Below are 25404 nucleotides of genomic sequence, written 5' to 3'. Positions count from 1 at the left end.
GGAATTCTGAAATGAATGAAACAGTCCTTGGGCGATTTTTTACGCCGGCAAAAGCGACGGCGGCACCCGAAAATACAAAGCAAGAGCCAGACGCGGTGAAGGCGAAGGCGACGGCTGAAGCTGCTCCCACACCTGCCGACAAAGACAGCGTTGAGGCGCCGGCCGGCAAAAAAACCGACAATGAAAACCAGGATAAGGTGTCGCTGCGCGTTGCACTGCACCGCCACCTGCTGGATGAAATTAATCTCAGTGTTCTGGATACGATGTATACAGAGGAACTGGTCGAGGAAATTCGACCGCTGGTCAGAGAGTTCATCAAGAAGAATCATTTTCCCCTCAGCGCCCCGGAACTGGACGCGCTGATACTTGATACGACGAACGAAATGCTGGGTCTGGGGCCGCTTGAGCCCCTGCTCAAGGACGACACAATCTCCGATATTCTGGTCAACAGTCACGAGCAGGTTTTTATCGAACGTTTCGGTCAGCTTGAGATTACGGACATCCGTTTCAAGGATGAAGATCACCTGATGCGGATCATCAACAAGATCGTGTCCGCTGTTGGACGCCGTGTTGATGAATCCTCACCGCTGGTGGATGCCCGGCTGCCGGACGGTTCCCGTGTCAACGTCGCGGTCCGGCCGGTTGCAGTTGACGGACCGATGGTTTCGATCCGGAAATTTTCACGCCGCCCCTATACGCTGGAAAGGCTGGTGGAAAGCGGTTCGATGGCCGAGGCGATGAAGATTCTGCTTGCCGCGGCGGTGAAAGGACGCAAGTCGATCATCATCTCGGGGGGCACCGGCTCCGGCAAGACCACCATGCTGAATGCGCTGTCTTCGCAGATATCCAATTCCGAACGGCTGCTGACCATTGAGGATGCGGCAGAGCTGCAATTGCAGCAGATCCATGTCTGCCGTCTGGAAACAAAGCCTGCCACGCTTGACGGGCGCAATGAAGTGCGCCAGCGCGAGCTTTTGAAAAATGCCCTGCGAATGAGGCCAGACCGGATCATTGTTGGAGAGGTCCGCAGTGAAGAAGCGTTCGATATGCTGCAGGCCATGAATACCGGCCACGAAGGATCGATGTGCACGGTCCATTCCAATACACCCAGAGACGCCCTGTCGCGTCTGGAGCAGATGATCGGCATGGCTGGCATGCCAATGTCGCAAAAAAGCATTCGCCAGCAGATCGCCTCTGCGATTGATCTGATTGTCCAGGTCGAACGCATGCATGACGGAACACGTAAACTGGTTTCCATTGCCGAAGTTACGGGCATGGAAAACGATATCATCCAGATGCAGGAGATCATGGCTTACAAGAAGATGGGCCTTGATGAGGCAGGGAACGTGAAAGGCATGTATTTGGCCACTGGAATCCGACCGCGCTTCCTGGAAGATATCGCAGAAGTCGGACTGACAGTTCCTGAAAATCTGTTCGATCCAAGCCGCGAATTGAGTTAGAATCATGCCATTATTTTTCATCTATTTTGCTGTTTTCATCTGCGTCCTGGTAGCCACGGATACGCTGGTGCGAACGGCGCGGGACAAGCTGCAGCGGCGCAGCTATCTGAACCACCGGCTGAGCCTGATTGAACAGAATGCCGACCGGAATGTTGTCTATCGAAACCTGCTCAAGGAAAGAGGCATCGATTCTGAAGCGCAGCAATCGGTCTCAAATTACCTGAGCCGGCTCTATATCCAGTCAGGGCTGCGGTTGAGCACCACCAGAATTGCCAGCTATATGCTGGGAGTGACGGCGGCCAGCTATCTGGCCTTGTTTCTTGCAGGCTTCAACGGATTGATCGGATTGATCATCTCACTGCTTGTCACTGTCTCTGCGGCGTTTGCTTTTCTCTACCGGGCACAGGGCAGCCGAGTGAAAAAGTTCACAGCGCAATTGCCTGACGCAATCGATATCATCGTCAGAAGCCTGTCCGCCGGGCATCCGCTGCCAATTTCAATTTCACTCGTTGCCAGAGAGACCCGCGATCCGATCGGTTCGGAATTCGGCATTCTGTCGGACGAGTTGACCTATGGTATCGACATTGATGTGGGGGTGCGCAACATGGCTTCCAGGGTGGGCGCTGAAGAGCTGAACCTGTTGGCGATTTCTCTCAGCGTTCAGAAAGGCTCCGGCGGCAATCTGACGGAAATCCTGTCCAACCTTGCGGACATGGTCCGCAAACGAGTGATGATGAAATCAAAAATCAAGGCGATCTCGGCAGAGGGCCGCATGACTGCATGGTTCATGCTCGGATTCCCGTTTTTTCTGTATGCAATCATCCGGCTGATGAATGCCGAATACTTCGTGCCGTTGTGGGAAAGTGGGTACGGCGGCCATTTTCTGATTTTTTCCGGCACTCTTTTGGGTATTGGCATGCTCGTCATACGAAAAATTATCAATTTTGACTATTAACTGGTGTCATGTCCGAAAACCTGATCCTTCTTACCACCTTTATCTCAGTGATGATGATCGCTGCGATCATCTTTGGCCTGGTAAACGCCCGCCGCCAGATCAGTGCGCGGTTTGACGACCAGACCGAAGACAAGCCGGATGAGGTCGAGGTTCCTGAGGATATTCGCGGGCTTTCGATTACAGAAGCGACACTTGTCAAACACTACTATGCTGTCATCCGGGCGGACAAAAACCAGAATTCGGTTGATAACCGGCTGATCCGGGCCGGCTATTTCCAGCCGGGCGCAGGCCGCACCTATCAGCTCATTCGCGTCGTCGTCGCATTGGCGTTTTCAAGCCTGATCATGTTCGGCGTGCCGCTGTTCCTGCCCGATCTGCTCAATTCGTCGCTGATCATGCTGGCGCTGATTACGGGCGCTCTGGCGTTTTTTGTCTGCAATATCATGCTTGAAAAAATCGGCGATTCCCGCGAGGTCATGTATCGCCGGCTGTTTCCCGATTTTATGGACACGCTGATTGTGTGCGTCGATTCCGGGCTCAGCGTGGAAGCTGCGATTGACCGTGTATCGAAAGAGTTTCTGAAATCAGTAAACAAGGATTTCGGGCTGCATCTGGCGATGATGATGCTGGAAGTACGCGGAGGAAGACGGTTGCGCGACGCGCTTTCCAATTTTGCCGGCCGGCTTCGTATCGATGAAGCGAAATCACTGGCTGTACTGTTCCGGCAATCAGAGGAACTGGGCGCGAGTGTCACCAAGACATTGAGAGTGTTCAGCGGGGAAATGCGTGAAAAACGCATGATTTCAGCAGAGGAAAAAGCCAATGCGTTGCCTTTCAAAATGCTGTTTCCTCTGGCGCTGTTTCTGTTTCCGATCAGTATCCTGATTGTTGCAGTTCCAATCATCATGAAAGTGATCAGTGTGCTGCAGAGCCTGGCTGGCTGACATCTGCGGCCCGGCACTACCAGCCGAGCACGAAGACTTTGAACGGCATCCAAAGTCCCATGACTATCATCATCAGATTCTCTGTCAGCGAGACAAAGCCGAGCGGGACATTACTGCTGCCGCCGACGCAGGCACATTTGAGTTGACGCTTGTCAATATAGACGGCTTTGACGACCGAGACGGCCCCTGCCGTGCCGATCAACAGAGCAATTGGCGCTGACAGCCAGACCAATGCCCCGGCGGTCATGAGAATTGCGGCAATCGCCTCGCCGAACGGATAGATATAGCCATAGCGCACCCATCTTTGTGCGATCAGATCGTAGTTCAGGAACATGGTTGAGAAACTCTCGACATCCTGAAGTTTCTGAACTGCCAGAAAGGCCATCGACAAGGAGATGAACCATTCAAAGGCACGCAGTGTCAGAAGATCCCCGTGGGCATACCAGCTTAAGCCAAGTGCCAGCAGCGCGGCCATCGCAAAAATTGCGATGACCGGCTGATAAGTGGTCGCATCTTCGTCTTTCACCTCTTCGCCAAAATGCACGCGCAACGCGTCATAGCCGCCGATCCGCTTGCCATCGACCCAGGTCTGCGGTGTGGTTTCCACATCATGGTCCCGCTTGAAGGCATCGGTTTCCTCACGGGTGGTCAAGTGATGATCCTCGACTGTGAAACCCTTGCGCTCCAGAAGATCTTTGGATTTCAATCCGTAAGGACAGGTGTGATCGGGCATCACCATGCGGTGGAGTTGTGCGGTTTTGGCCATGGGACGAAGCTTCCTATTTGCCGTCAAGTTCGGGTGTGGCAGCCGGTCCGCCGTTCAAATCGGCGATCAGCGCTTCCATTTCCCTGATCTCGAGCTTCTGAGCTTCGATGATATCGTCGGCCAGCTTGCGCACTCTTGGATCGGAGATTTCGGCCCGCGAGCTGGTCAGGATCGCAATGGAATGGTGGGGGATCATGGCCTTCATCCAGGCAACATCACCGATCGTGTCCTGACTGCGAACCAGATACAGGCCCAATGCAAAGACAATGAGTGACGTGGCGAAAACAGCCAGATTGACGGCTTTATTGGTATACATGTTGAGCATGAACGCCAGCATGATGATCGCCATCACGCCGCCCATATAGAGCGCCATCCAGGCCCGGGTCTGGCTGAAGCGAACATCGCTCAGTTGCCAGCTGTTGAGATACATCAGCCCGAACATGACAATTGTTGAAGTGACGATCATCGCGATGAAGCGCCCATATTTGTTTTGCATTTCCGTTCTCCGTAGGTTTCTTGAAATTTTGTGTCGGCAGGCTCGATCTGGTTCGATTCAAAGCGATCCAGTCAAATTCTGTCACCCTGGTAACGCAGGTTACCTGCCGAACTGAACTGCTCGCATCGGAACTGCATTCCATCGCAAAGTTCCAGCACCCCCTTCCCTAAATGAGGAAAAGGCGGGTTTGGTTCCGAGCAGATCAACTGTAAAGTGAAATTTTATGTAAGCGAATGCCGGGATGCGGGCGCGAAGACAGGTATTTGTTTTGAAACTGTCGATCCATTGGAGGGAATTTGCAGGCCTGCCGATAAGAATGCAAAATTGACTGAAAACTGCCCGGAAATCGGGTCAGTCGCGTAAAGTAGGCTGCCGCGTTTAGCTGCGCGTTCGTGCTGAGTTCAGCCAGACCGCCAGTGCCCCGGCAAGGCCAAGAGACACAAAAACCGCCTCACCGCCATCTTCGGCAATCAGCAGAAATCCATACAGCGTCTTCGACACGGCCGTGCCATTGTCGATATCCTGAAGATAGCTCGCCGAAGAGATCAGATCGATGCCGATACCGGTGATAACCAGACCAAAGATCACGACCAGAAAGAAGCCACTGCTGCCCATGCTGGAGACCGGGGTGCGCAGCAGGCCGACAATCAGCACCGACAGGGCGATCACACCAAGCACAAGCCACATCACCAACTCGCCCAGATGTTCAGGTTTGATGTTTTGAATCGTGCTGAAGCCCAGGTGCTCTGCGACCCATTCTCCGCCATATTCGTGAAGTCGCAGGGAATCATCGGCAAGCAGCACAACAAAAATGATCGACCAGCTGCACAATATGGACTGTCTTGTGCGCTTGAATGCCATGAATAACAGCGCAGCAATGACGGCCAATTTCGCATAGCCGAAAAATTCCGGGAGACTGTAATCTGCCGCAAGGCTCCAGAACTGGGGAAACTTGGCGGGATTATCACTGATCACCTGCTGGATGCCGTAATAGACGAAAATTCCGATGAACACAGAATCGATCAGCAGCAATCCAATTAGCATCTTCAATGCCGGCGGAGACTGTGTAACCAGTCTGCCCCATGAACGCAGGCTGTCACGAGAGAGAAGCGCCCGAACATGGTCGAACAACAGTCCCGAGGGTGAAGATGATGAGATATACATGCCTTTTACTTACACGAAACTGTTTGCATTTGGTAAATTTACAACGCTTACAGTTAATTTCACTGGCGGCTTCACAGTCTTCGGACCGTCATGGTTGCTTCACACCAAGCGGCAATCAGTGCTGGTCTGATCCGGCCACATCACGATTGAAGGATGCTGGCGCGCATGTTTCAATGGTGAAAATGGTTGCGCAGACACAGCATGAGCGATGAGGTCAAATCCTGCATCCGGGCGATCATGCGGCGGCTGCGTTCGCTGCAGGATGTCAAAGCAGCGTTTCAGGATGTGCGGGATTATATAAGCCGCGATGTGGACGCCATTGGCCCGCAGTGAAAGCAATTATAGGCTTTGCGAAAAGCCTGTTTCTCGTGTAGCTAATCGAATATCTCTTGCTGCAGTGCGGCATTCAACTGGGAGCAGATAATGCGGAAAGTTTACAAATCGGCAGACGAGGCTCTGGACGGGCTGTTATTCGACGGCATGTTCATTGCAGCCGGTGGCTTTGGACTATGCGGCATTCCGGAATTGCTGATAGCGGCAATTCGCGAATCCGGCGTCAAAGACCTGACCGTGGCATCAAACAATGCCGGCGTCGATGATTTCGGTCTCGGCCTGCTGCTGCAAACCCGGCAGGTGAAGAAAATGATCTCCTCCTATGTGGGTGAGAACGACACCTTCATGCAGCAATATCTGTCCGGCGAACTGGAGCTTGAATTCAACCCTCAAGGCACACTGGCCGAGCGGATGCGCGCCGGCGGCGCTGGCATTCCCGGCTTTTATACCAAGACAGGTGTCGGCACAGTGATTGCCGAGGGCAAGGAACACAAGGATTTTGACGGCCAGAGCTATATTCTGGAACGCGGAATTGTGGCCGATATCGCCATTGTCAAAGCCTGGAAGGGTGACGAACAGGGCAATCTGGTCTATCGCAAGACCGCGCGCAATTTCAATCCGAATGCGGCAACCTGCGGCAAGGTCTGCATTGCCGAAGTGGAAGAAATTGTTCCGGTCGGCTCGCTTGATCCGGACATGATTCACACACCCGGCATTTTCGTGCACCGGCTGATCACGGGCGAGCATGAAAAACGGATTGAACAGAAAACCGTTCGTGCGGCTTAAGGAGAGTTACCATGTGGGATCGCAATAAAATGGCTGCCTGCGCGGCGCGTGAACTGGAAGATGGAATGTATGTCAATCTGGGCATCGGCATTCCCACGCTGGTTTCGAACTACATTCCCGACGGCGTCGATGTAACGCTGCAATCAGAGAACGGCATGCTCGGCATGGGCCCGTTCCCGACAGAAGCGGAACTCGACCCGGATCTGATCAATGCTGGCAAGCAGACGATTACAGAACTGGACAGGACGAGCTACTTCTCATCCGCTGACAGTTTCGGCATGATCCGGGGCGGAAAAATCGACATGGCCATTCTGGGCGCGATGGAGGTCTCCGAAAAAGGCGACCTTGCCAATTGGATGATTCCCGGAAAGCTGGTCAAGGGCATGGGCGGGGCGATGGATCTCGTTGCCGGTGTGAAGCGTGTCATTGTTGTCATGGATCACACCAATAAAAGGGGCGAAACCAAGCTTCTGACCGAATGCACCCTGCCCCTCACCGGACAGGCTGTAGTTGACCGGATCATTACCAATTTTGGCATATTTGATGTGGTTGAAGGCGGTCTGAAAATCGTCGAACTGGCCGCGGGAGTTTCGGAACAGGATGTGCGCGACAAGACGGAAGCCACAATCGTCGGCTGATTTCGTCAGTCGCGGCGCACCCAGGTTTACAGCCGCGGCTTGAGCTTGCGAAGGGCCTCTATGACTGCATTCGGCAGGGCGCTGTCTGCGCCTCGCGGCGCGGCGTCAAGCGCGCTGCTGATGTCCTTTTCCAGAATGCCGATTGTATTGTCCGGCGCATGGCCGTCGCGGGCAAATTCAATATCCTCAAAGCCGCTGGCGAACCAGTTCCGGCCGGAGCTTTTGTCGATCAGGGCAAGCAGCGACTTTTCATCCAGTCCCAGTTCATCGGCCCAATCGAGCACCAGCCGGGTCATCGCCGTGGACGAGACCGCCAGCAAATTGTTCAGAACTTTGGCTGTCATCCCGGCCGCAAACGGACCCATTGTGTGGAATGAGGTTCCCATTGCTTCGAACAGCGGCCGCAAGGCGGTCAGGTCCGCCTCCTCGCCGCCCATCATGAAGGACAGACGCCGTTCGCGCGCGGCGATAGATGCACCTGACATTGGTGCGTCGACCAGATTGATATGCGAGGGCAGCCTGCCCTTGAGGGTCTGGAGATAGCGCGGCGAGAGGGTGGAGCAGATGATAATGCTGCGCAGCCCCGGTGCTGCCGCCGCAAGGGCCTGAGTGTCAAACAGAAGAGCTTCCGTCTGCTCGATATCGCGAACCACACTGATGAGGATTTTCAGATGAGCGGCAAATCGCGCCACATCATCGCTCATGGCGGCGGCGAATTCGCCATAGCTTTGCGGTGCCCGGACATCAAAGCCGACGGCATCAAAACCGGCATCGCGCAATGCGGCCAACATCGGCTGACCCATGCGGCCGCACCCGGCCAGGCCAATTCCAGATAACTCCAAACCGCTTTTCCCGCCAGTTCAACTGCGACCATCCGTACCAATCAGGCTTGAACGCAGACCCGGTCGCCTGTCAACCCGTCACCCCGGGCGGTTTTCATAGTTACCATTTGCGCTCCAGTTTTTTGCGCAGGAAGATGGCAATGGCATTCATGCTGATCAGGAAAACGAGCAGGACCAGAATTGCCGCCGATGTGCGGCTAACAAAGCCGCGTTCCGGGCTGTCGGCCCAGATGAAGATTTGTGTCGGCAGCGCAGTGGCACTGTCGAAGGGTGTGGATGGTGCCGAGGTGATGAATGCGTTCATGCCGATCAGCAACAAGGGAGCGGTTTCGCCCAGCGCCTGTGCCAGCCCGATAATTGTGCCGGTGAGAATGCCTGGCATGGCCAGCGGAAGCACATGGCCGAAAACAACCTGTTGCCTGGATGCCCCGATGCCGAGGGCGGCCTCGCGGATGGACGGTGGTACCGCCTTCAACGCCGCACGGGTTGCAATGATGATTGTCGGCATAGTCATCAAAGCCAGGGTCAGACCACCAACGAAGGGAACAGACCGCGGCATTCCAAACCACCCGATAAAAACGGAGAGTGCCAGAAGGCCGAAAACAACAGAAGGAACCGCGGCAAGATTATTGATATTCACTTCGATAAAGTCGCTGATGCGGTTCTTGGGGGCAAATTCTTCGAGATAGAGGGCAGCACCAATTCCCAACGGGAACGAGATCAGGAAACAGACCAGGAGTGCCCAGAAGGAGCCGATAATAGCGCCTTTCAGTCCGGCCAGTTCCGGAAAGCGGCTGTCCGCGTTGGTAATAAGACCTGTATTGATCGGAGATGAAATCATGCCGGCATTTTCGAGTGTGTCGAAATATGCCAATTGATCATCTTTCAACCGGCGCAACTGCTCGGGCGTGTCCCGGTCAATCAACTCCTTGTTCAACTGGTCATAGGGGTCAGACACCGGGACTGACAGCGAAACGGTCTTGCCGATAAGGTCCGGATTGGCGACCACCATATCGCGTAATTTAAATTGTGCTCCGTTGGAGAAAATCTTCTCGACTGTCCGCATTGCAGCCCTGTCACCGGTCGCCACACCAGGAAGCGACCTGGCTAGTGAGGCGGCCAGGACATCATCAAAACCGCCGCGCGGCAGCCGGTCCGCCGGCACTTCCTCGGGGTCAATAAAAACATCCAGAGTGACATGTGTTTGCGTGAAGGCCTTATGGCCGGTGGATACCAGCGACGCGATCAGGGTGAAAAGCATCAAAAAGGCAATGCTGATCGCGGCAATGCCAAGACTTTGCAATATGACCTGCTTGCGCTTGCGCCGTGGGAGACTGCGCCTGATGGCCTCGGTTGCGCCGGCTGCCGAGACGCTGGCCTGTTGGGAAGTGATGGCGGTCATAAACGAGCTCTAGTCATAGGCTTCCCGGTACTTGCGGACAATCCGAAGCGCGAGAATGTTGATGATAAGGGTAACGATGAACAGCATCATCCCAAGTGCGAAGGCGGCCAGCGTTTTGGGATTGTCGAAGGATGTGTCACCGATGAGCAACGTCACGATCTGGACCGTAACGGTTGTGACGCTTTCGAGCGGATTGGCGGTCAGATTTGCGATCAATCCGGCAGCCATGACCACGATCATGGTCTCGCCGATCGCCCGGCTGACCGCAAGCAGAATACCGCCGACGATGCCGGGAATGGCCGCCGGAAAAAGAACGTTCAGTACGGTCTCGGCACGCGTGGCACCAAGCGCCAGAGCGCCATCACGCAAGGAGCGCGGCACGGCGGACAGGGCATCATCGGCAAAGGATGAGATAAATGGAACCAGCATGATACCCATCACACTGCCCGCCGCAAGCGCCGTATTTGGCGAAACGCCAATGCCCAGCGATGCACCCAGGCTGCGGATTGCAGGGGCAACGACCAGAATGGCAAAGAAGCCGTACACAACCGTCGGCACGCCTGCGAGAATCTCAAGAAATGGCTTTGCCACCGAGCGCACACGGGATGGCGCGAATTCATTCAGATAGATGGCCGAGAACAGACCGATCGGGATTGCAAGAATCAGGGCTACGGCGGTGATCACAAGGGTTCCGACGATAACCGGTATCCAGCCAAAGGCACCGGCCGCAGCTACCTGGTCCGCTCGGATTGGAATTTGCGGCTCCCAGTTCAGACCGAACAGAAATTCGGTCAAAGGAACCAGCCGGAGAAATTTGACGGTCTCAAATGCAAGAGACGCGACAATGCCAACCGTAGTGAAGATCGCGGCGACCGAGCAGAAAATCATCAGGCCCGAAACAATCCGTTCGACACCCTGACGGGCACGGAAAGTGGCTGTGACCCGGCGCCGGGCGAACCACAGCAGAGCCAGCCCGCCAATGGCGACAATAGCGATCAGCATCATCGATGCAACGGCCTGAAGCAGGTTCAGCTGTTCTGCTGCGGTAATCTTCCACTCTTCCGGGGTGCCGAATGTCTGGCCCCTGGAAAGAGACCTGATTTCGGTCAGAACCAACTGACGCTGCCCCGTGCCTAAACCATTGAGCACACCATTTGGCAATCCGCCCATGACAATTTTGTCGACAACAGAGCCCTGCAGCGCCAACCAGACAATGGTCAGGACGAAGACGGGCACCAGGATCGACAGAAACGAAAACAGACCGTGATATCCGGAAAGCGAGTGCAGTCGCGCGCCGTCGCGGCGCATGGCCCGCGCGGCCCGCCGGTTAAGCCAGTATCCAAACAGGCTGATGACGAAAAGGGTCGCGAATGCCAATGTGGTCATCTCTACACTCTTTCAAAAAAACTGTCTCGAGCCGCGACCGGCTCGAGACTTCGCAAGGGCCGGAAATTTGGCTTATTCAGGGGCATCCATCTGCTTGCCGTTCAAAATCGCATCCTGAAGGGCAGTGCGACGGTCGTCGACCAGCGTCACCAGGCCACGCTCGGACAGGTAACCACCCGATTCCAGGGCATCTTCAGACATGTATTCTTCGATGAACTCATTGAGGTTGGGGATGACACCGCGGTGCGCGTTCTTCACGTAGAAGTAAAGCGGGCGCGATACCGGATAGGATTTGTCGGCAATGCTGTCGGTGGTCGGCTCAACGCCTTCGATCTTGACACCTTTCAACCGGTCGAAGTTTTCATAAAGGAATGAATAACCGAAGATGCCGACGGCATTGGGATCGGATTCGAGCCGCTGTACGATCAGATTGTCATTTTCACCGGCTTCGATGAAGGGTCCGTCAGTACGCATGCGCGAGCAGTTCTCTTTAACCCAGTCACCGTCGAAACCACCATTGGCAACATAATCCAGTTCTTCACAACCGGCATGCATTGCCAATTCGACAAAGGCATCCCGTGTACCGGAGGTTGGCGGAGGGCCATAGGCGAGGATTTCTGTATCCGGCAGATCGGCGTTGATTTCAGACCATTTCTTGTAGGGATTATCGGCCCATTTACCATCAACGGGAACCTGAGCGGCCAGCGCCAGATAAATCTCGCCAAGGGTCAAATCCCAGTCAAAATCATTGCTGCGCGAAATTGCAAGCGACAAACCGTCGAAGCCGATCAGCGCTTCGGAAATATCCGTAACGCCATTTGACTGGCACAATTCATACTCGGATGCTTTCATGGCGCGGGAGGCACCAGTGATATCAGGGTGTGCCTCTCCAACACCTTCACAGAATATTTTCATCCCGCCGCCGGTGCCGGTCGATTCTACAATCGGCGAAGGCGCGCCGGTATTGTTGGAGAATTGCTCGGCGACAGCTTGTGTGTATGGAAACACAGTGGACGATCCGACAATCCGGATTTCGTCGCGAGCGATGGCAGACGTCGCGGATAACGCTGTGATAGCCAGGGCAGAAGTCGCGAGTTTAAGATAGGACATGGAAACTCCTTGGGTTTCATTAGTGATCGTCTGTCTACGACCTGACTGTTCGAGTACTCCTGCCGAGTGTCATGGATGTAACAGTTTTGTTACAGATTTATGACACCAGGCCGCGTGTGATAAAATCGACTGACCTGATGCAGCCGGTTGTCGGTAACGGGCACCGACTTCTTGTGTTTTGCGGCTCTTTGCCTGCGGTTGCGGCGTTTGCTGGCAACGATCAGCCGCGCCTGAACGCGCTCTAGTCCCGGAACTGATCATCCAGTGAATAACCGGCCCCGCGCACGGTTCGGATCGGGTCTTTGGCGCGGCCTTTATTGATGGCTTTGCGCAAGCGGCCGACATGGACATCGACGGTGCGCTCATCGACATAGACATCATGGCCCCAGACGCCATCCAGAAGCTGCTCGCGCGAAAAGACGCGGCCGGGGCTTTGTAAAAAGAATTCCAGCAATTTGAATTCTGTCGGGCCCAGGTGGATTTCGCGTGTCGCGCGATGTACGCGGTGGGTCTCGCGGTCCATCTCCAGATCGCCCGTGCGCAGCAGCCGTGAGACCACTTCCGGCTTGGCGCGGCGCAGCATCGCTTTCACTCGTGCCATCAGTTCGGGCACGGAAAACGGCTTCACCACATAATCATCGGCCCCGGTGGACAATCCGCGTATGCGCTCGGTTTCCTCGCCGCGTGCGGTCAACATGATAACAGGCAGATTGCGTGTTTCATCACGCGCACGCAGGCGGCGGCACAATTCAATGCCCGACAGGCCCGGCAGCATCCAGTCCAAAAGCAGCAGATCAGGAACTGCCTCGCGCAATTTCAGTTCGGCATCATCGCCGCGTTCAGACACGTCGACCTGGTAGCCTTCGCTTTCCAGATTGTAACGCAAAAGCAGACTGAGTGATTCTTCGTCCTCGACAACAAGGATATTTGGGGCAGCCATTGCGGGGTCTCCTCAGGCAAAAGCAGGTTGCGGCAGGTTCTTTTTCATGGCTGCTCCACCACGTGGATTGCGCTGTTGTCACCCTTGGGCCGCTCATCCTCCAACTGGACGCCGGTAACCTGATAGATGACTGTCTCTGCAATATTGGTGGCGTGATCGCCGATCCGCTCGACATTTTTGGCGCAGAACAGCAGATGGGTGCAATATGAGATATTGCGCGGATCTTCCATCATGTAAGTCAGCAATTCGCGGAACAGCGAGGTATACATGGCATCGATTTCGCTATCGTTCTGCCACACCATTTCCGCTTTGCCGACATCTCTGGCGACATAGGCATCCAGAACTTTTGTCAACTGGGCCTGGGCCAGTTCCGCCATATGTTCAATGCCGTGAATGAGTTTTGAAGGCTGAACAACGCCCTCGATTGCGATGGCGCGTTTGGCGATATTCTTGGCCAGGTCTCCGCAACGCTCCAGATCATTGGAAATGCGCAGGGATGCAATAATTTCGCGCAAATCGGATGCCATTGGCTGGCGTTTGGCGATGGTGCGGATTGCGTCATCCTCGACCTTGCGCTGCAGATTGTCGAGGTCCTTGTCATCTGTGATGACTTTGCGGGCGAGAACAGGATCAGCGCGCAGCAATGCCTGCAACGCATCCACGATCATGCTCTCTGCAATCCCACCCATCTCGGCAATATATTTTGCCAGTGCCTGCAGTTCCTCATCATATGCTGTAACTGTATGATCAGCCATTTTAGCGTCCTTACCCAGTGTTACCCGAACCGGCCAGTGATGTAATCCTGGGTCCGCTTGTCCCCTGGATTGGTGAAGATATCGTCGGTCACACCTTCTTCAACCAGATTGCCAAGATGGAAAAACGCGGTCCGTTGAGACACCCTTGCGGCCTGTTGCATGGAGTGAGTAACGATGACAATCGTGTAATTATTACGCAATTCATCAATCAGCTCTTCCACTTTGGCCGTGGCAATGGGATCGAGTGCGGAACAGGGTTCGTCCATCAGGATGACTTCGGGACTGACAGCAATGGCGCGCGCAATGCACAGGCGCTGTTGCTGGCCGCCGGAGAGGCCGGTTCCCGGTTCGTCAAGACGGTCCTTCACCTCTTCAAACAGGCCTGCCTTTTGCAGGCTTTCGACCACCATTGCCTCCAACTCCTCCTTGCTGCTTGCAAGCCCGTGAATCTTCGGGCCATAAGCGACATTTTCAAAGATGGATTTTGGAAACGGATTCGGTTTCTGGAAAACCATGCCGACCCGTGCGCGCAGTTCAACCACGTCCACGGCGGAATCGTAAATATCCTTGCCATCAAGCGTGATATCGCCCTTCACCCGGCAGATATCGATGGTGTCATTCATGCGATTGAGGCAGCGCAAAAATGTGGATTTGCCGCAGCCTGACGGTCCGATCAATGATGTGACCCGATGCTCCGGAATTTCCAGATCAACGTCGAAAAGCGCCTGCTTTTCACCGTAGAACACGTTGACCTTCTCACCCTTCATCTTGACCCGCGGCGCATTGGTCAAAGCGGCGCTTTCATTTTTGCTGCTCATGGTTTGCACAGAAGTCTCCATGTCCAAGGTTCCTTCTTAACGGGTTACCGGCTTAACAGGCTACCGGCTTAACAGGTTACCGGACGTGCTCAAAGATGCGGGCTTGCCGGGTATAGAGCAACAGCGCCTATTATATTCATTCAAGTGACCTGCCATCCAGTAATCAGCCAGCCAGTAATCTGCCAAGGACTTGCCAGCGACCCGGCCAGGCTCGTGTCAGCCAGGCTCTGAAAACAAGAATTACGCAGGACAGTGGCGGTCCGTGCATAATGATCGGACAACTGCCACCTGCCGCCCAGCAATCTAGCCAGACGCAGTGATGCTTCTATGGCATTTTTGTATCAATTAGATGACAATCCATACCCTTGAAAAATATCAGTTTTCCGAAATGCCATCGCTTTTGGCCATTTTTTCAGCCGCCGCTGACGCTGTCCGGCGGGGAAACTGCACTGTGAAGGCCGCGCCCTTGCCGGCTTCGGTTTTTATGTGAAGGGTGGCGCTATGACGGTTCAGGATATGCTTGACGATGGCAAGTCCAAGTCCGGTGCCCTGTTTTTGCCGGCTGGTCTCCACATCGGCGCGATAGAATCGTTCTGTCAGACGCGGCACATGTTCGGACGCAATACCGGGGCCGAAATCGCGGATGGTTGTGGCAGGTCCCCTGGTTTCTGTTTCTGCAAGGAAGTCAATCTCGACACGCTGGCCTGATGCGCCATATTTGATAGCATTTTCAATCAGATTGCTGAAAACCTGAACCAATTCGTCCTGAGCACCAGACACGATGACAGGATCATCCCAGGTACCAAGAACCAGCTTGACGTCATTGTCACGGGCCAGCGGTGCCAGCGTATCCGCCACATGACCAATCAAAGGTCCAAGGTCGACCGGATCAGTTGGCTTTAAATGTGCCTTCATTTCGATTCGGCTGAGCGACAGAAGATCATCAATCAGCCGAGACATGCGCTGAGATTGCTCGCGCATAATGTTGAGAAAGCGCAGTCTCGCAGTCTCATCATTCCGGGCCGGTCCCAGCAGCGTTTCGATGAACCCCGACATGGACGCCAGCGGCGTGCGCAATTCATGACTGGCATTGGCAATAAAATCCACCCGCATCCGCTCTATGCGCTTCTGTGCGCTTAAATCCTGAAACTGGACCAGCAGAAATTGCGGCGTCGCGGTTAGCGGAACTGCCGCGTCAGTGTCAAACCGCAATGGGCTTAAATCGACACTGAACCAACGCTCGACCGGGAAGCGTTCAATGTATTCCAGTTGCTCGGGCTGATTGGTTTCCATAACCCTGGCCAGCGCAGCGACGAGATTGCGCTGGCGAAAATGCAGAGCCATGGGCTGGCCGGGCCTGATGTCACCCAAGTTTGATATGGTGGCTTTATTGAGAAAACGTACGACCCCTTCGCTGTCGACCAGCAGCGTGGGCACCGTCAGCGATGCAATGACCCGTTTGGTCGATGGATCCGGCCAGACCGACTGCTGTGCCACTGCGCGTGCGGTCCGCAAGGCATTGAGGCGGCGGCGGCGCTGGCTTGCGACCGGCTCCACCATGGTTGCCGCGCCCAGCGCCAAAAGAAACAGAATGCCGGCAAAAGGGGTTACATCGCCGCGCAGCCAGAAGGCCAGCACTCCGACACAGGCGACGATCACAGCCCAGCGCTGATCCAGCAGCCGGGTCAGGAGCGCATTGTTTTCGATTTCCGCATCTGAAAGCGGGGGCTCGGCAGCCATGATGGCCAATCCTCCATGAATGGAAACTTGCAACAGACATTGAAGGAAAACTCTATTGTGGCAAAGTTATTTCAGATTTATGACACTCACCACCGCCGCACCGACGGTTCAGGCCTCATTGTGACAAACCCGACAATCCGCTAGCGTGGCAAAGCTGACATTATTCGAGGACCCATATGGCTAACGATAAATCGTCTTCCGGTGACCCCCTTCGGGACAATTTTGATCTGGACAATCCCAAGCTGGCTTCGCAGATCAAAGGCGCTGCGATGCAGAGCGGCAATTATCCCTACAGCGATAAATTATCACGCAAGAAATATGAGCGTGCGTTGCGGGTTTTGCAGATCGAACTCGTCAAGGTCCAAGCCTGGGCACAGGATACCGGAGCCAGACTGGTGCTGGTATTCGAGGGGCGCGATGCTGCCGGAAAGGGTGGAACCATCAATGCCATACGGGCTTACCTCAACCCCCGGAACGCCCGCATTGCAGCGCTTCCAAAACCGACAGAGCGGGAGCAAGGACAGTGGTATTTTCAGCGATACATCGCGCATCTGCCGAGTAGCGGAGAACTGGTTCTGTTCGACCGCTCCTGGTACAACCGCGCCGGTGTTGAACCGGTGATGGGCTTTTGCACACCGGAACAGCACCGGATTTTCCTCCAGGAAGCGCCGAAATTCGAGCAGATGCTGGTTGATGAAAACATTCATCTATTCAAATTCTGGCTGAATATCGGGCGCGAAATGCAGATGAAACGGTTTCACGACCGGGCCCATGATCCGCTGAAGCAATGGAAATTGTCTCCCATGGACGTGGCATCGCTCGACAAATGGGGTGACTATACCGAAAAGCGCAATCTGATGCTTAAAATGACCCATACAGCATCGACACCATGGACAATTGTGCGCTCCAACGACAAAAGGCGGGCGCGGCTCAACAGCATCCGGCACGTGCTGGCCAATCTTGATTATGATGGCAAGGATTTGTCAGCGATTGGCAAGATTGACCCGCTCATTCTTGGCCAGGGGCCAGATTTTCTGCGTCTGCATGAAGCCATGGATTTTGACGATTAAAGCAGGCTTTTCAAATGGGCTTTAAAGGTCCAGTGCCGAGCGGTAAAGTTGCATAATGTGCTGCTCCATAAGGCGGATCGAAAACCCGTTCGCGACCCGTTCATGGAGCGGCGCGATCTGATCGGAGCGGAATCCGGCTTGCTGTAATGTACGCATCGCCTTTGTGATGTCGGGCAATTCCGGATTGACCAGAGCATCGGCCTGTTCGCCGTAAATTTCACTGATGCCGCCGACATTCGTGCAGATCATCGGAATGCTGGCGCCGGCGGCTTCCAGAACGATATAGGGCAGCGATTCGGCACGCGATGGCACGACAATCGCGCGGGCCATGGCAAACGCCTGGCGTGCAGGCATTGAGGGATGGAACGAGACAAGATCTGCCAGTCCGCGCTGTGCGACCATCTGGCGGTAGCGCGCTTTGTCCTCCTCAGCGCCATCTCCGACAATCCAGGCTGTAGCGGGTGCCTGGCGGTTCAATTCATGCATCGCATCGATATACAGATCGACGCCTTTCAGATCGCGCAACATGCCGATAAACAGAAAATCCCGCGCGTCGCTACCAGGGGTAACGGGCAGCAGTTCCGGCTCGCCAATGCCGTTGTGAATCACTGCCGCCCGGCATGACGGGGCGCCGACTTTTTCGCTGTAGGTGCGCTGCTCATAGGCGCTGACATGAATCAGTGCGCTGGTCCAGCGCTCCAGCAACCGTTCCATAGCAAAATAGAGCCGGCCTTCCCGGCTGGCTTTGGGATAATGCAGACTGCCGCCATGGGGGGCGTAAAACACCACCGTTGGTTTCCCAAGCCCACCGCTGGCGCGGGCAAAGCGGCCGTAGACGCCGCCCTTGGATCCATGACAGTGCAGCACATCCGGCCTGACCTTGCGCAGGGCTTTCAGGACACTGATGAAAGCGCGCAGGTCGGATGGTCCGACCGCGCGCGGCATTGCCAGGCGAGTGACGCCGAGCGGAAGCAACGCCTGCAACTGTTCAATGTGGGCGTCCTCGAATGGACCACCGGTGAGGCGGTCACAGACAATTCCGACCCTGTGCCCCTGCCCGGCCTGTGCCAACGCCAGATCGGCCAGATGCCGGAAAATTCCGCCAATCGGCGCACGCACCAGATGAATGATGGTTAGGGGGTTCTGCGTTGACATTGCGCCTGATTTGATGAATTGACTGTTTCAATCTTATATAAGACAGGTTAACAGCTTCTTCAGATCCCTATCTGACGAACTGTCAATTTGTCTTTTTCTGCCATTTTATGAGACTGTAAGTCTTAATAATTGGCAATTAAATGTTTGATATTCCAACCCGGTGCAGATAACACTTGGGCAGGGAGGAAGAATTTATATGAGCATGCGCGAGACCGCCCCACAACATCTGACCGGTGGCGTCGGTGACCGGACCATCACCACAACGGCCCCCGTGGGCGAGGATATGCGGCAGACCACCTGCTACATGTGTGCCTGCCGCTGCGGCATCAATGTGCATCTGCGCGATGGCAAGGTGCGTTACATTGAAGGCAACCGCGATCATCCGGTCAACAAGGGTGTGCTGTGCGCAAAGGGGGCTGCCGGGATCATGCAGCACATGTCTCCGGCCCGGTTGAAAAAACCGCTGCTGCGCACCGGTCCGCGCGGCTCCAATGAATTCAAGGAAATTTCCTGGGAGGAAGCTCTCGACAAAGCCGCCGAATGGCTCGGCCCGCTGCGCAAGGACCCGCAAAAACTGGCCTTTTTTACCGGACGCGACCAGTCGCAGGCCCTGACCAGTTTCTGGGCACAGAATTTCGGCACACCAAATTATGCCGCCCATGGCGGGTTCTGTTCCGTCAACATGGCTGCCGCCGGCATCTATACAATCGGCAGTGCATTCTGGGAATTCGGCTCTGCGGACTGGGACCGGACAAAGCTGTTTCTGCTGTTCGGTGTGGCAGAGGACCATGACAGCAACCCGATCAAGATGGGCCTGTCGAAACTGAAATCCCGTGGCGCGCGGTTTGTCTCGATCAACCCGGTGCGCACCGGTTATTCCTCGATTGCCGATAATTGGCTGGGCGTAAAGCCGGGCACCGACGGCCTGCTGATCCTGTCGCTGATTCACGAATTATTCCGGTTGCGCAAAATCGATCTGGATTATCTCAACCGCTATACCAACGCCGCCTGGCTGGTGGTGCAGGCCCCGGGCGACAAGGATCATGGTCTGATTGCGCGCGATGGTAACGGCACACCGCTGGTTCTGGTCGCTGACGGCTCGGTGCAGCCGACCAAGACAAAAAATGTCAAACCGCGCATGGGCGGTTCTGTGACTCTGCCGGACAGCTGCACAATTGGTGCCGGCAAACAGGCCGTGCCGGTCCTGGAATTGATGGCGCAGAAGTATATGGTGCCCGATTACGCGCCGGAAGCGGTTGCCGCCAAGACCGGCATTGCCGCCGAGACGATCCGCGATCTGGCAGCCGAAATCGCCCGCGTTGCGTTTGAAGAAGAAATCGTCATCGACCAGCCCTGGACCGACATGACGGGCGAGCGTCACGACAAGATCATCGGCCGCCCGGTTTCGATGCATGCGATGCGCGGTATTTCGGCCCATTCGAACGGCTTCCAGACGACTCGCGCGCTGCATGTGTTGCAGGTTCTGATCGGCTCGATTGACTGTCCCGGCGGCTTCCGGTCAAAACCACCCTATCCAAAACCTATGGCAGCTCATCCCAAGCCGCATGGCAAGCCTGAGCACATGAGTGCGAACGGGTTTGAATCTGATCCCAAGCAGGGCCTTGCCGGTCCGCATCTTGGTTATGTGCGCGGCCCGGAGGATCTGCTGATTGACGGCGAGGGCAAACCGACACGCATCGACAAGGCGTTTTCCTGGGATGCGCCGATGTCGGCCCATGGTCTGATGCATATGGTGATCGCCAATGCCCATGCCGGTGATCCCTACAAGATCGACACGCTGTTCATGTATATGGCCAATATGGCGTGGAATTCGTCGATGAACACCAAATCCGTCATCGACATGCTGACCGACAAGGATGAGACCGGCGCGTACAAGATTCCGAAGATTATCTATTCCGATTCCTATGCCAGTGAAATGGTGGCCTATTCCGATCTGGTGCTGCCGGATACGACTTATCTGGAACGCCATGACTGCATTTCGCTGCTGGACCGACCGATTTCGGAACCGGATTCGGTGAATGACAGCATTCGCTGGCCGGTGGTGGAACCGGACCGGGATGTGCGCGGGTTCCAGTCCGCGCTGATTCAGCTTGGCGGAAAACTCAATTTGCCGGGTTTTGTCAATGACACCGGGGAGCCGCTCTACAAGGATTATGCGGATTATATCGTCAACCATCAGCGCCGGCCGGGTATCGGGCCTCTGGCGGGTTTTCGTGGCGAGAATGGCGATCAGGAAGGCCGCGGAGCGCCAAATCCGGATCAGATCAATGCCTATATCAAAAACGGTGCTTTCTGGTCGAAGGAGCTGCCGGAAGAGGCACGGTTCTACAAACATGCCAACAAGGCCTATCAGGACTTTGCCGTGGAGATGGGTTTCTTCGATGCACCGCAACCCGTAACCTTCCAGCTTTATGTGGAGGAACTGCAGAAATTCCGCCTCAGTGCCGAAGGGTTGCGCCAGCCGATTGCCCCGGCACACCACAGGGAGCGGATCAAGACCTGTTTCGACCCTCTGCCCGTCTGGTATGCGCCATTTGAGGAAGACGGTGTGGATCTGGCGGATTATCCCTATCACGCCATCACCCAGCGACCGGCAGCAATGTATCATTCCTGGGGGTCGCAGAATGCCTGGCTGCGCCAGATTCACACCAAAAACGTGCTGTATGTTCCAGGCTCGATTTGCGATGCGGAAGGCCTGGTCGATGGCGACTGGGCGAAGGTTTCGTCCTGGCATTCCTCGATCCGCGTGCCGATCGCGCGGATGGAAGCGGTCAATGACAAGACCTTGTGGACCTGGAATGCGATTGGCAAGCGCAAGGGTGCCTGGAATCTGTCGCCGGACTCGCCGGAAGCCACCAAGGGCTTTCTGCTCAACCACCTGATTCACGAATTGCTGCCGCCAAAAGGCGACGGCCTGCGCTGGGCCAACAGCGACCCGATCACCGGCCAGGCGGCGTGGTATGATCTGCGTGTCTCGATCAGCAAACATCCTGACCAGTCGAGCCCGGAAAGCAGTCCCGGCTTTGACGATCTGGCAGCCCGCAAGGTGCTGGGCGAGCCGCCCGAGGATCTGCGCTATGGCCAGGAATGGACCAGGGACACTTCATCATGACCAGTCTGCCAACCGCCACGACAGGCAAGAAACTCGGGCTCGTCATCGATCTGGATGTGTGCGTGGGATGCCATGCCTGCGCCGTTATCTGCAAGGAATGGAATACCGGCGGCTATGGCTCGGCCCTGTCGGACCAGGACCCTTACGGCAAGGATGTCAGCGGTGCATGGCTGAACCGCATCCACACATTCGAAGTGACGCCGGGGGATGTGACACCGGGTGATGTCATCCCCGGTTACGGCAAGAAGCCGAAAGGCCAGGGTATTGGCGAAATCATTGCCCAAACCGACGAAGCGCGGGTTGTCCATTTTCCCAAATCCTGCCTGCATTGCGACGATGCGCCCTGCGTCACGGTGTGCCCGACAGGGGCCAGTTACAAACGCGGCGAAGACGGCATTGTCCTGGTCGATGAGGACAAATGCATCGGCTGTGGCCTGTGCGCCTGGGCCTGCCCATACGGAGCACGCGAAATGGATGAGGATGCCGGGGTGATGAAAAAATGCACCCTGTGCGTCGACCGGATTTACAATGAAGCTATTCCTGAAATTGACCGCCAGCCCGCCTGTGTGCGCACCTGCCCGGCCAATGCCCGGCATTTCGGCGATCTTGGCGACCCGCAGTCGGATGTTTCGGTTCTGGTGAGAGAGCGCGGCGGAATTGATCTGATGCCTGAACAGGGCACACGACCGGTCAACAAATATCTGCCACCACGACCGCGCCAGACCTTGCCGAAGGCGGATGCCTCTTCTAACCCCATCGCCGTTGCTGAAAGCACTGACGGAGCGCAGGGCTTCCTGAAATGGATCGACACCGCGCTATCCAAACTCTGAGATTTGAGACAAAATCATGCATCCCGCCCTGTCCGTTATCATCTTCACCACCCTGTCCGGCTTCGGCTACGGCCTTGCGGCAATGCTCGGCCTGTTGCAGCCGGACCCGGCGCTGGCCGCCGTCAAGATCGGGCATGTGCTGGCTTTTGTTGCCATTGCCGGCGGTCTTGTGTCCTCGACGCTGCATCTGGGTAATCCGCAACGGGCCTGGCGGGCGTTTTCGCAATGGCGCTCAAGCTGGCTGTCCCGCGAAGGCGTGCTGGCTGTTCTGACCTTTGTGCCGCTGACGGCGCAGACCGGTTTTGCGGTGCTGTTTGACCTCAGTTTCGGCTGGCTGGGGTTCCTAGTGGCCGTTATGGCCGCAATAACGGTCTACGCCACCAGCATGATTTATGCCTCGCTGAAAACCGTCCATGCCTGGCACAATCCGGTAACAAACACCTGCTATCTGCTGTTCGCCCTGTCCGGTGGTTTACTTGCCTTGGCCACGCTCAACGCCTTTAACGGCCTGGAAGCCAGTCTTATCGTTCTGACAATCGTGGCGCTGGCAGCCGCCTTCATGGCCAAGACTGCGTGGTATCGCGCGCTTGACCAGGAATCCGGCCCGTCGACCCCGGAAAGCGCGACGGGTCTGGGCTTTCTCGGCAAAGCACGGCTGCTCGAGCCTCCGCATATGGGCGAGAATTACCTGACGCGCGAAATGGGCTTCAAGGTAGCACGCAAACATGCGCAGAAACTGCGGCTGCTGAGCTATGTTCTGGGATTGATCCTGCCCGTGCTGCTGCTGCTCATCATGGCGGCCTCAGGCATGGTGTTTTTCGGTCTTGCAGCCCTGATCAGTCATCTCGCCGGTGTGCTGACGGAACGCTGGCTGTTCTTCGCCGAAGCAAAACACGCTGTCTCGGTCTATTACGGGGCAGACCGCGCCTGAGCAGGGCAGCACCAAATCGATTACAATTCAGTGCCAGAATTTCAGTGTCCGGCCCCCAGAATGCCGGTCTTGACGGAATAATCTGCGGCCAGCCCGTAATCGGGATCATCATCTGAATCGACCATCAGCTGACCGGCCCGGTTGAGCAATCTGTGGCAGTCCCGCGACAGATGGCGCAATTGCAGAGTTTTGCCGAGCGCCTCGTATTTCATGGCAAGGGATTCAATGGCCTGAAGGGCTGACTGATCGACCACACGGGAGTTCATGAAATCCACAATGACCAGTTCAGGATCATCCTGCGGGTTGAAAATCTCGGAAAACCCGTCAGCGGAGCCGAAGAAGAGCGGTCCTTCGATCTGATAGACTTTGGCACCGTCCGGCGAGATCTGCGCCTTGGCATGGATGCGGGTGGCATTGTTCCAGGCATAGGCCAGAGCCGACATGATAACGCCGACGACCACGGCAATTGCCAGATCGGTGAGAACCGTGACCACCGTCACCAGCACGATCATCAGCGCATCTGTCAACGGAATGCGGCGCAGGATGGTCAGGCTCTGCCAGGCAAAGGTGCCGATCACCACCATGAACATCACGCCGACAAGCGCCGCCAGCGGGATCTGCTCGATCAGCCCCGAGGCGACCAGAATGAAGGCCAGCAGAAACAGCGCCGCTGCGATGCCGGACAGCCGGGTGCGGCCTCCGGATTTTACATTGATCATCGACTGGCCGATCATGGCGCAGCCGCCCATACCGCCGAAAAAGCCGGTCACCGTATTGGCAACGCCCTGAGCCATACATTCGCGCGATGCACCGCCGCGCTGCTCGGTGATTTCGCCGACCAGGTTCAGCGTCAGCAGACTTTCAATCAGGCCAATGGCGGCGAGAATGACCGCAAACGGCAACACAATTTCCAGGGTCTCAAGGGTCAGCGGCACCATGGGAATGCTGAATTGCGGCAGGCCACCCTGAATCGAGGCCAGATCGCCGACGCGCGGCACATCGACGCCGAAGAAAATAACAATGGCAGCGACGACGCCAATGCCGGCAAGCGGCGCAGGAATGGCTTTGGTCAGCTTTGGCATCAGCCAGATAATGCCCATCGTCAGCACCACCAGACCCAGCATGTTGGCCAGAGGCCAGCCGGTCATCCAGATTTTGGTGCCGTCAGCTCCGGCCACCTTGAACTGGGATAATTGAGCCATGAAGATGACAATCGCCAGACCGTTGACGAAGCCCAGCATAACCGGGTGCGGCACCAGGCGGATGAATTTTCCCAATTTGAAAACGCCTGCAAGAATCTGCAGGATGCCCATCACCACCACTGCGGCAAACAGATATTCCACGCCGTGAACGGCGACCAGTGAGACCATTACCACTGCCAGCGCGCCGGTAGCGCCGGAAATCATGCCCGGACGGCCGCCGAAAACGGCAGTAATCAGGCCGACAATGAAAGCTGCATACAGCCCGACCAGCGGATGCACGCCGGCGACAAAGGCAAAGGCAACCGCTTCGGGCACCAGCGCCAGGGCGACAGTCAGCCCCGACAACAACTCCGTCTTGATGCGGCTCGGCGTAAAAACAGTTGGCGTGTTGTTTTTCCAGTCAGGAAAAGACAGGCGGTCGGCAAAGGCAGCAAGCGTGGGCTTGTTCACGTGGGATCAATCCGTTCGAAAAATCATCGGGGGGTTTTGTGCCCCTTACATAACGGAGTTGCGCGGGATGACAACAACAAAGGGTTTACGGAGCGGAA

23 protein-coding genes are annotated in these 25404 nt (G+C 55.8%); 10 read left to right on the top strand and 13 right to left on the bottom strand.

Annotated elements, in window-relative coordinates:
• Positions 1 to 11: 11 nt before the first annotated feature.
• The 3 genes from RAL88_RS14870 to RAL88_RS14860 are packed head-to-tail and all read left to right on the top strand — an operon-like array spanning position 12 to position 3359.
• The gene (locus RAL88_RS14870) at positions 12 to 1460 is read left to right on the top strand and encodes a CpaF family protein (protein ID WP_306264612.1); all 1449 of its coding nucleotides are present in this window, start codon (positions 12 to 14) and stop codon (positions 1458 to 1460) included.
• 4 nt (positions 1461 to 1464) lie between these two features.
• The gene (locus RAL88_RS14865) at positions 1465 to 2415 is read left to right on the top strand and encodes a type II secretion system F family protein (RefSeq protein WP_306264610.1); all 951 of its coding nucleotides are present in this window, start codon (positions 1465 to 1467) and stop codon (positions 2413 to 2415) included.
• Between the two features lie 8 nt (positions 2416 to 2423).
• A complete protein-coding gene (locus RAL88_RS14860; RefSeq protein WP_306264608.1) occupies positions 2424 to 3359 on the top strand; it encodes a type II secretion system F family protein in 936 nt (311 codons plus the stop codon).
• A gap of 16 nt (positions 3360 to 3375) precedes the next feature.
• On the opposite strand, the gene RAL88_RS14855 is transcribed toward RAL88_RS14860, so the two are convergent.
• The 3 genes from RAL88_RS14855 to RAL88_RS14845 all read right to left on the bottom strand — a co-directional run bounded on the left by RAL88_RS14855 (position 3376) and on the right by RAL88_RS14845 (position 5665).
• Positions 3376 to 4125, bottom strand: a complete 750-nt coding sequence (locus tag RAL88_RS14855) for a glutaredoxin (RefSeq protein WP_306264606.1) — start codon at positions 4123 to 4125, stop codon at positions 3376 to 3378.
• Positions 4126 to 4138: 13 nt separating this feature from the next.
• Positions 4139 to 4621: a DUF305 domain-containing protein gene (locus tag RAL88_RS14850; protein ID WP_306264604.1), complete on the bottom strand. Its 483-nt coding sequence runs from the start codon at positions 4619 to 4621 to the stop codon at positions 4139 to 4141.
• A 378-nt stretch (positions 4622 to 4999) separates the two neighbouring features.
• A complete protein-coding gene (locus tag RAL88_RS14845) occupies positions 5000 to 5665 on the bottom strand; it encodes a hypothetical protein (protein ID WP_306264602.1) in 666 nt (221 codons plus the stop codon).
• Between the two features lie 321 nt (positions 5666 to 5986).
• Here RAL88_RS14845 and RAL88_RS14840 point away from each other — a divergent pair, with 321 nt between their 5' ends.
• The 3 genes from RAL88_RS14840 (at position 5987) to RAL88_RS14830 (ending at position 7542) form a co-directional block, all read left to right on the top strand.
• Positions 5987 to 6118, top strand: a complete 132-nt coding sequence (locus RAL88_RS14840; RefSeq protein ID WP_306264600.1) for a hypothetical protein — start codon at positions 5987 to 5989, stop codon at positions 6116 to 6118.
• A gap of 90 nt (positions 6119 to 6208) precedes the next feature.
• Positions 6209 to 6904 (top strand): CoA transferase subunit A, encoded by a 696-nt coding sequence (locus tag RAL88_RS14835; RefSeq protein ID WP_306264598.1) that lies wholly within the window; start codon positions 6209 to 6211, stop codon positions 6902 to 6904.
• 11 nt (positions 6905 to 6915) lie between these two features.
• The gene (locus RAL88_RS14830; RefSeq protein ID WP_306264596.1) at positions 6916 to 7542 is read left to right on the top strand and encodes a CoA transferase subunit B; all 627 of its coding nucleotides are present in this window, start codon (positions 6916 to 6918) and stop codon (positions 7540 to 7542) included.
• Positions 7543 to 7568: 26 nt separating this feature from the next.
• On the opposite strand, the gene RAL88_RS14825 is transcribed toward RAL88_RS14830, so the two are convergent.
• The 8 genes from RAL88_RS14825 to RAL88_RS14790 form a co-directional block, all read right to left on the bottom strand.
• The gene (locus RAL88_RS14825) at positions 7569 to 8384 is read right to left on the bottom strand and encodes an NAD(P)-dependent oxidoreductase (RefSeq protein ID WP_306264594.1); all 816 of its coding nucleotides are present in this window, start codon (positions 8382 to 8384) and stop codon (positions 7569 to 7571) included.
• 100 nt (positions 8385 to 8484) lie between these two features.
• Complete coding sequence (gene pstA, locus RAL88_RS14820; RefSeq protein ID WP_306264592.1) at positions 8485 to 9786, bottom strand: phosphate ABC transporter permease PstA; 1302 nt, start codon at positions 9784 to 9786, stop codon at positions 8485 to 8487.
• 9 nt (positions 9787 to 9795) lie between these two features.
• Positions 9796 to 11172: a phosphate ABC transporter permease subunit PstC gene (gene pstC, locus RAL88_RS14815; RefSeq protein ID WP_306264591.1), complete on the bottom strand. Its 1377-nt coding sequence runs from the start codon at positions 11170 to 11172 to the stop codon at positions 9796 to 9798.
• A gap of 72 nt (positions 11173 to 11244) precedes the next feature.
• Complete coding sequence (locus RAL88_RS14810; protein ID WP_306264589.1) at positions 11245 to 12282, bottom strand: substrate-binding domain-containing protein; 1038 nt, start codon at positions 12280 to 12282, stop codon at positions 11245 to 11247.
• Between the two features lie 241 nt (positions 12283 to 12523).
• A complete protein-coding gene (phoB, locus tag RAL88_RS14805; protein ID WP_306264587.1) occupies positions 12524 to 13222 on the bottom strand; it encodes a phosphate regulon transcriptional regulator PhoB in 699 nt (232 codons plus the stop codon).
• Positions 13223 to 13266: 44 nt separating this feature from the next.
• Complete coding sequence (phoU, locus tag RAL88_RS14800; RefSeq protein WP_306264584.1) at positions 13267 to 13977, bottom strand: phosphate signaling complex protein PhoU; 711 nt, start codon at positions 13975 to 13977, stop codon at positions 13267 to 13269.
• 20 nt (positions 13978 to 13997) lie between these two features.
• Entirely contained in the window at positions 13998 to 14795 is a 798-nt protein-coding gene (gene pstB / locus RAL88_RS14795) for a phosphate ABC transporter ATP-binding protein PstB (protein ID WP_306264583.1), read from the bottom strand.
• Positions 14796 to 15170: 375 nt separating this feature from the next.
• Positions 15171 to 16535, bottom strand: coding sequence for an ATP-binding protein (locus RAL88_RS14790; protein ID WP_306264581.1), 1365 nt, complete (start codon positions 16533 to 16535; stop codon positions 15171 to 15173).
• A gap of 176 nt (positions 16536 to 16711) precedes the next feature.
• Here RAL88_RS14790 and ppk2 point away from each other — a divergent pair, with 176 nt between their 5' ends.
• Complete coding sequence (gene ppk2 / locus RAL88_RS14785; protein ID WP_306264579.1) at positions 16712 to 17605, top strand: polyphosphate kinase 2; 894 nt, start codon at positions 16712 to 16714, stop codon at positions 17603 to 17605.
• A 21-nt stretch (positions 17606 to 17626) separates the two neighbouring features.
• On the opposite strand, the gene RAL88_RS14780 is transcribed toward ppk2, so the two are convergent.
• Positions 17627 to 18760, bottom strand: coding sequence for a glycosyltransferase (locus RAL88_RS14780; RefSeq protein WP_306264577.1), 1134 nt, complete (start codon positions 18758 to 18760; stop codon positions 17627 to 17629).
• A 283-nt stretch (positions 18761 to 19043) separates the two neighbouring features.
• On the opposite strand from RAL88_RS14780, the gene RAL88_RS14775 reads away from it, so the two are divergent.
• Genes RAL88_RS14775 through RAL88_RS14765 form a run of 3 tightly spaced genes read left to right on the top strand, consistent with a single transcriptional unit; the run spans position 19044 to position 23654 of the window.
• Positions 19044 to 21893, top strand: coding sequence for a molybdopterin oxidoreductase family protein (locus RAL88_RS14775; RefSeq protein ID WP_306269712.1), 2850 nt, complete (start codon positions 19044 to 19046; stop codon positions 21891 to 21893).
• Entirely contained in the window at positions 21890 to 22723 is an 834-nt protein-coding gene (locus RAL88_RS14770) for a 4Fe-4S dicluster domain-containing protein (protein ID WP_306264575.1), read from the top strand. The genes RAL88_RS14775 and RAL88_RS14770 overlap by 4 nt, the downstream gene beginning before the upstream one ends.
• Positions 22724 to 22739: 16 nt before the next feature.
• Positions 22740 to 23654 carry a DmsC/YnfH family molybdoenzyme membrane anchor subunit gene (locus RAL88_RS14765; RefSeq protein WP_306264573.1) on the top strand — a complete coding sequence of 305 codons (915 nt, stop codon included), beginning with the start codon at positions 22740 to 22742 and terminating at the stop codon, positions 23652 to 23654.
• Between the two features lie 41 nt (positions 23655 to 23695).
• Here RAL88_RS14765 and RAL88_RS14760 read toward each other — a convergent pair whose 3' ends face one another.
• The gene (locus RAL88_RS14760) at positions 23696 to 25306 is read right to left on the bottom strand and encodes a SulP family inorganic anion transporter (RefSeq protein WP_371932102.1); all 1611 of its coding nucleotides are present in this window, start codon (positions 25304 to 25306) and stop codon (positions 23696 to 23698) included.
• Positions 25307 to 25404: the final 98 nt, after the last annotated feature.

Source organism: Pararhizobium sp. IMCC3301 (genome assembly GCF_030758315.1).
In the GTDB taxonomy this organism is placed as follows: Bacteria; Pseudomonadota; Alphaproteobacteria; order Rhizobiales.
The sequence above is the reverse complement of the archived record's forward strand: the minus strand, read 5'-3'. Positions and strand labels throughout refer to the sequence as shown.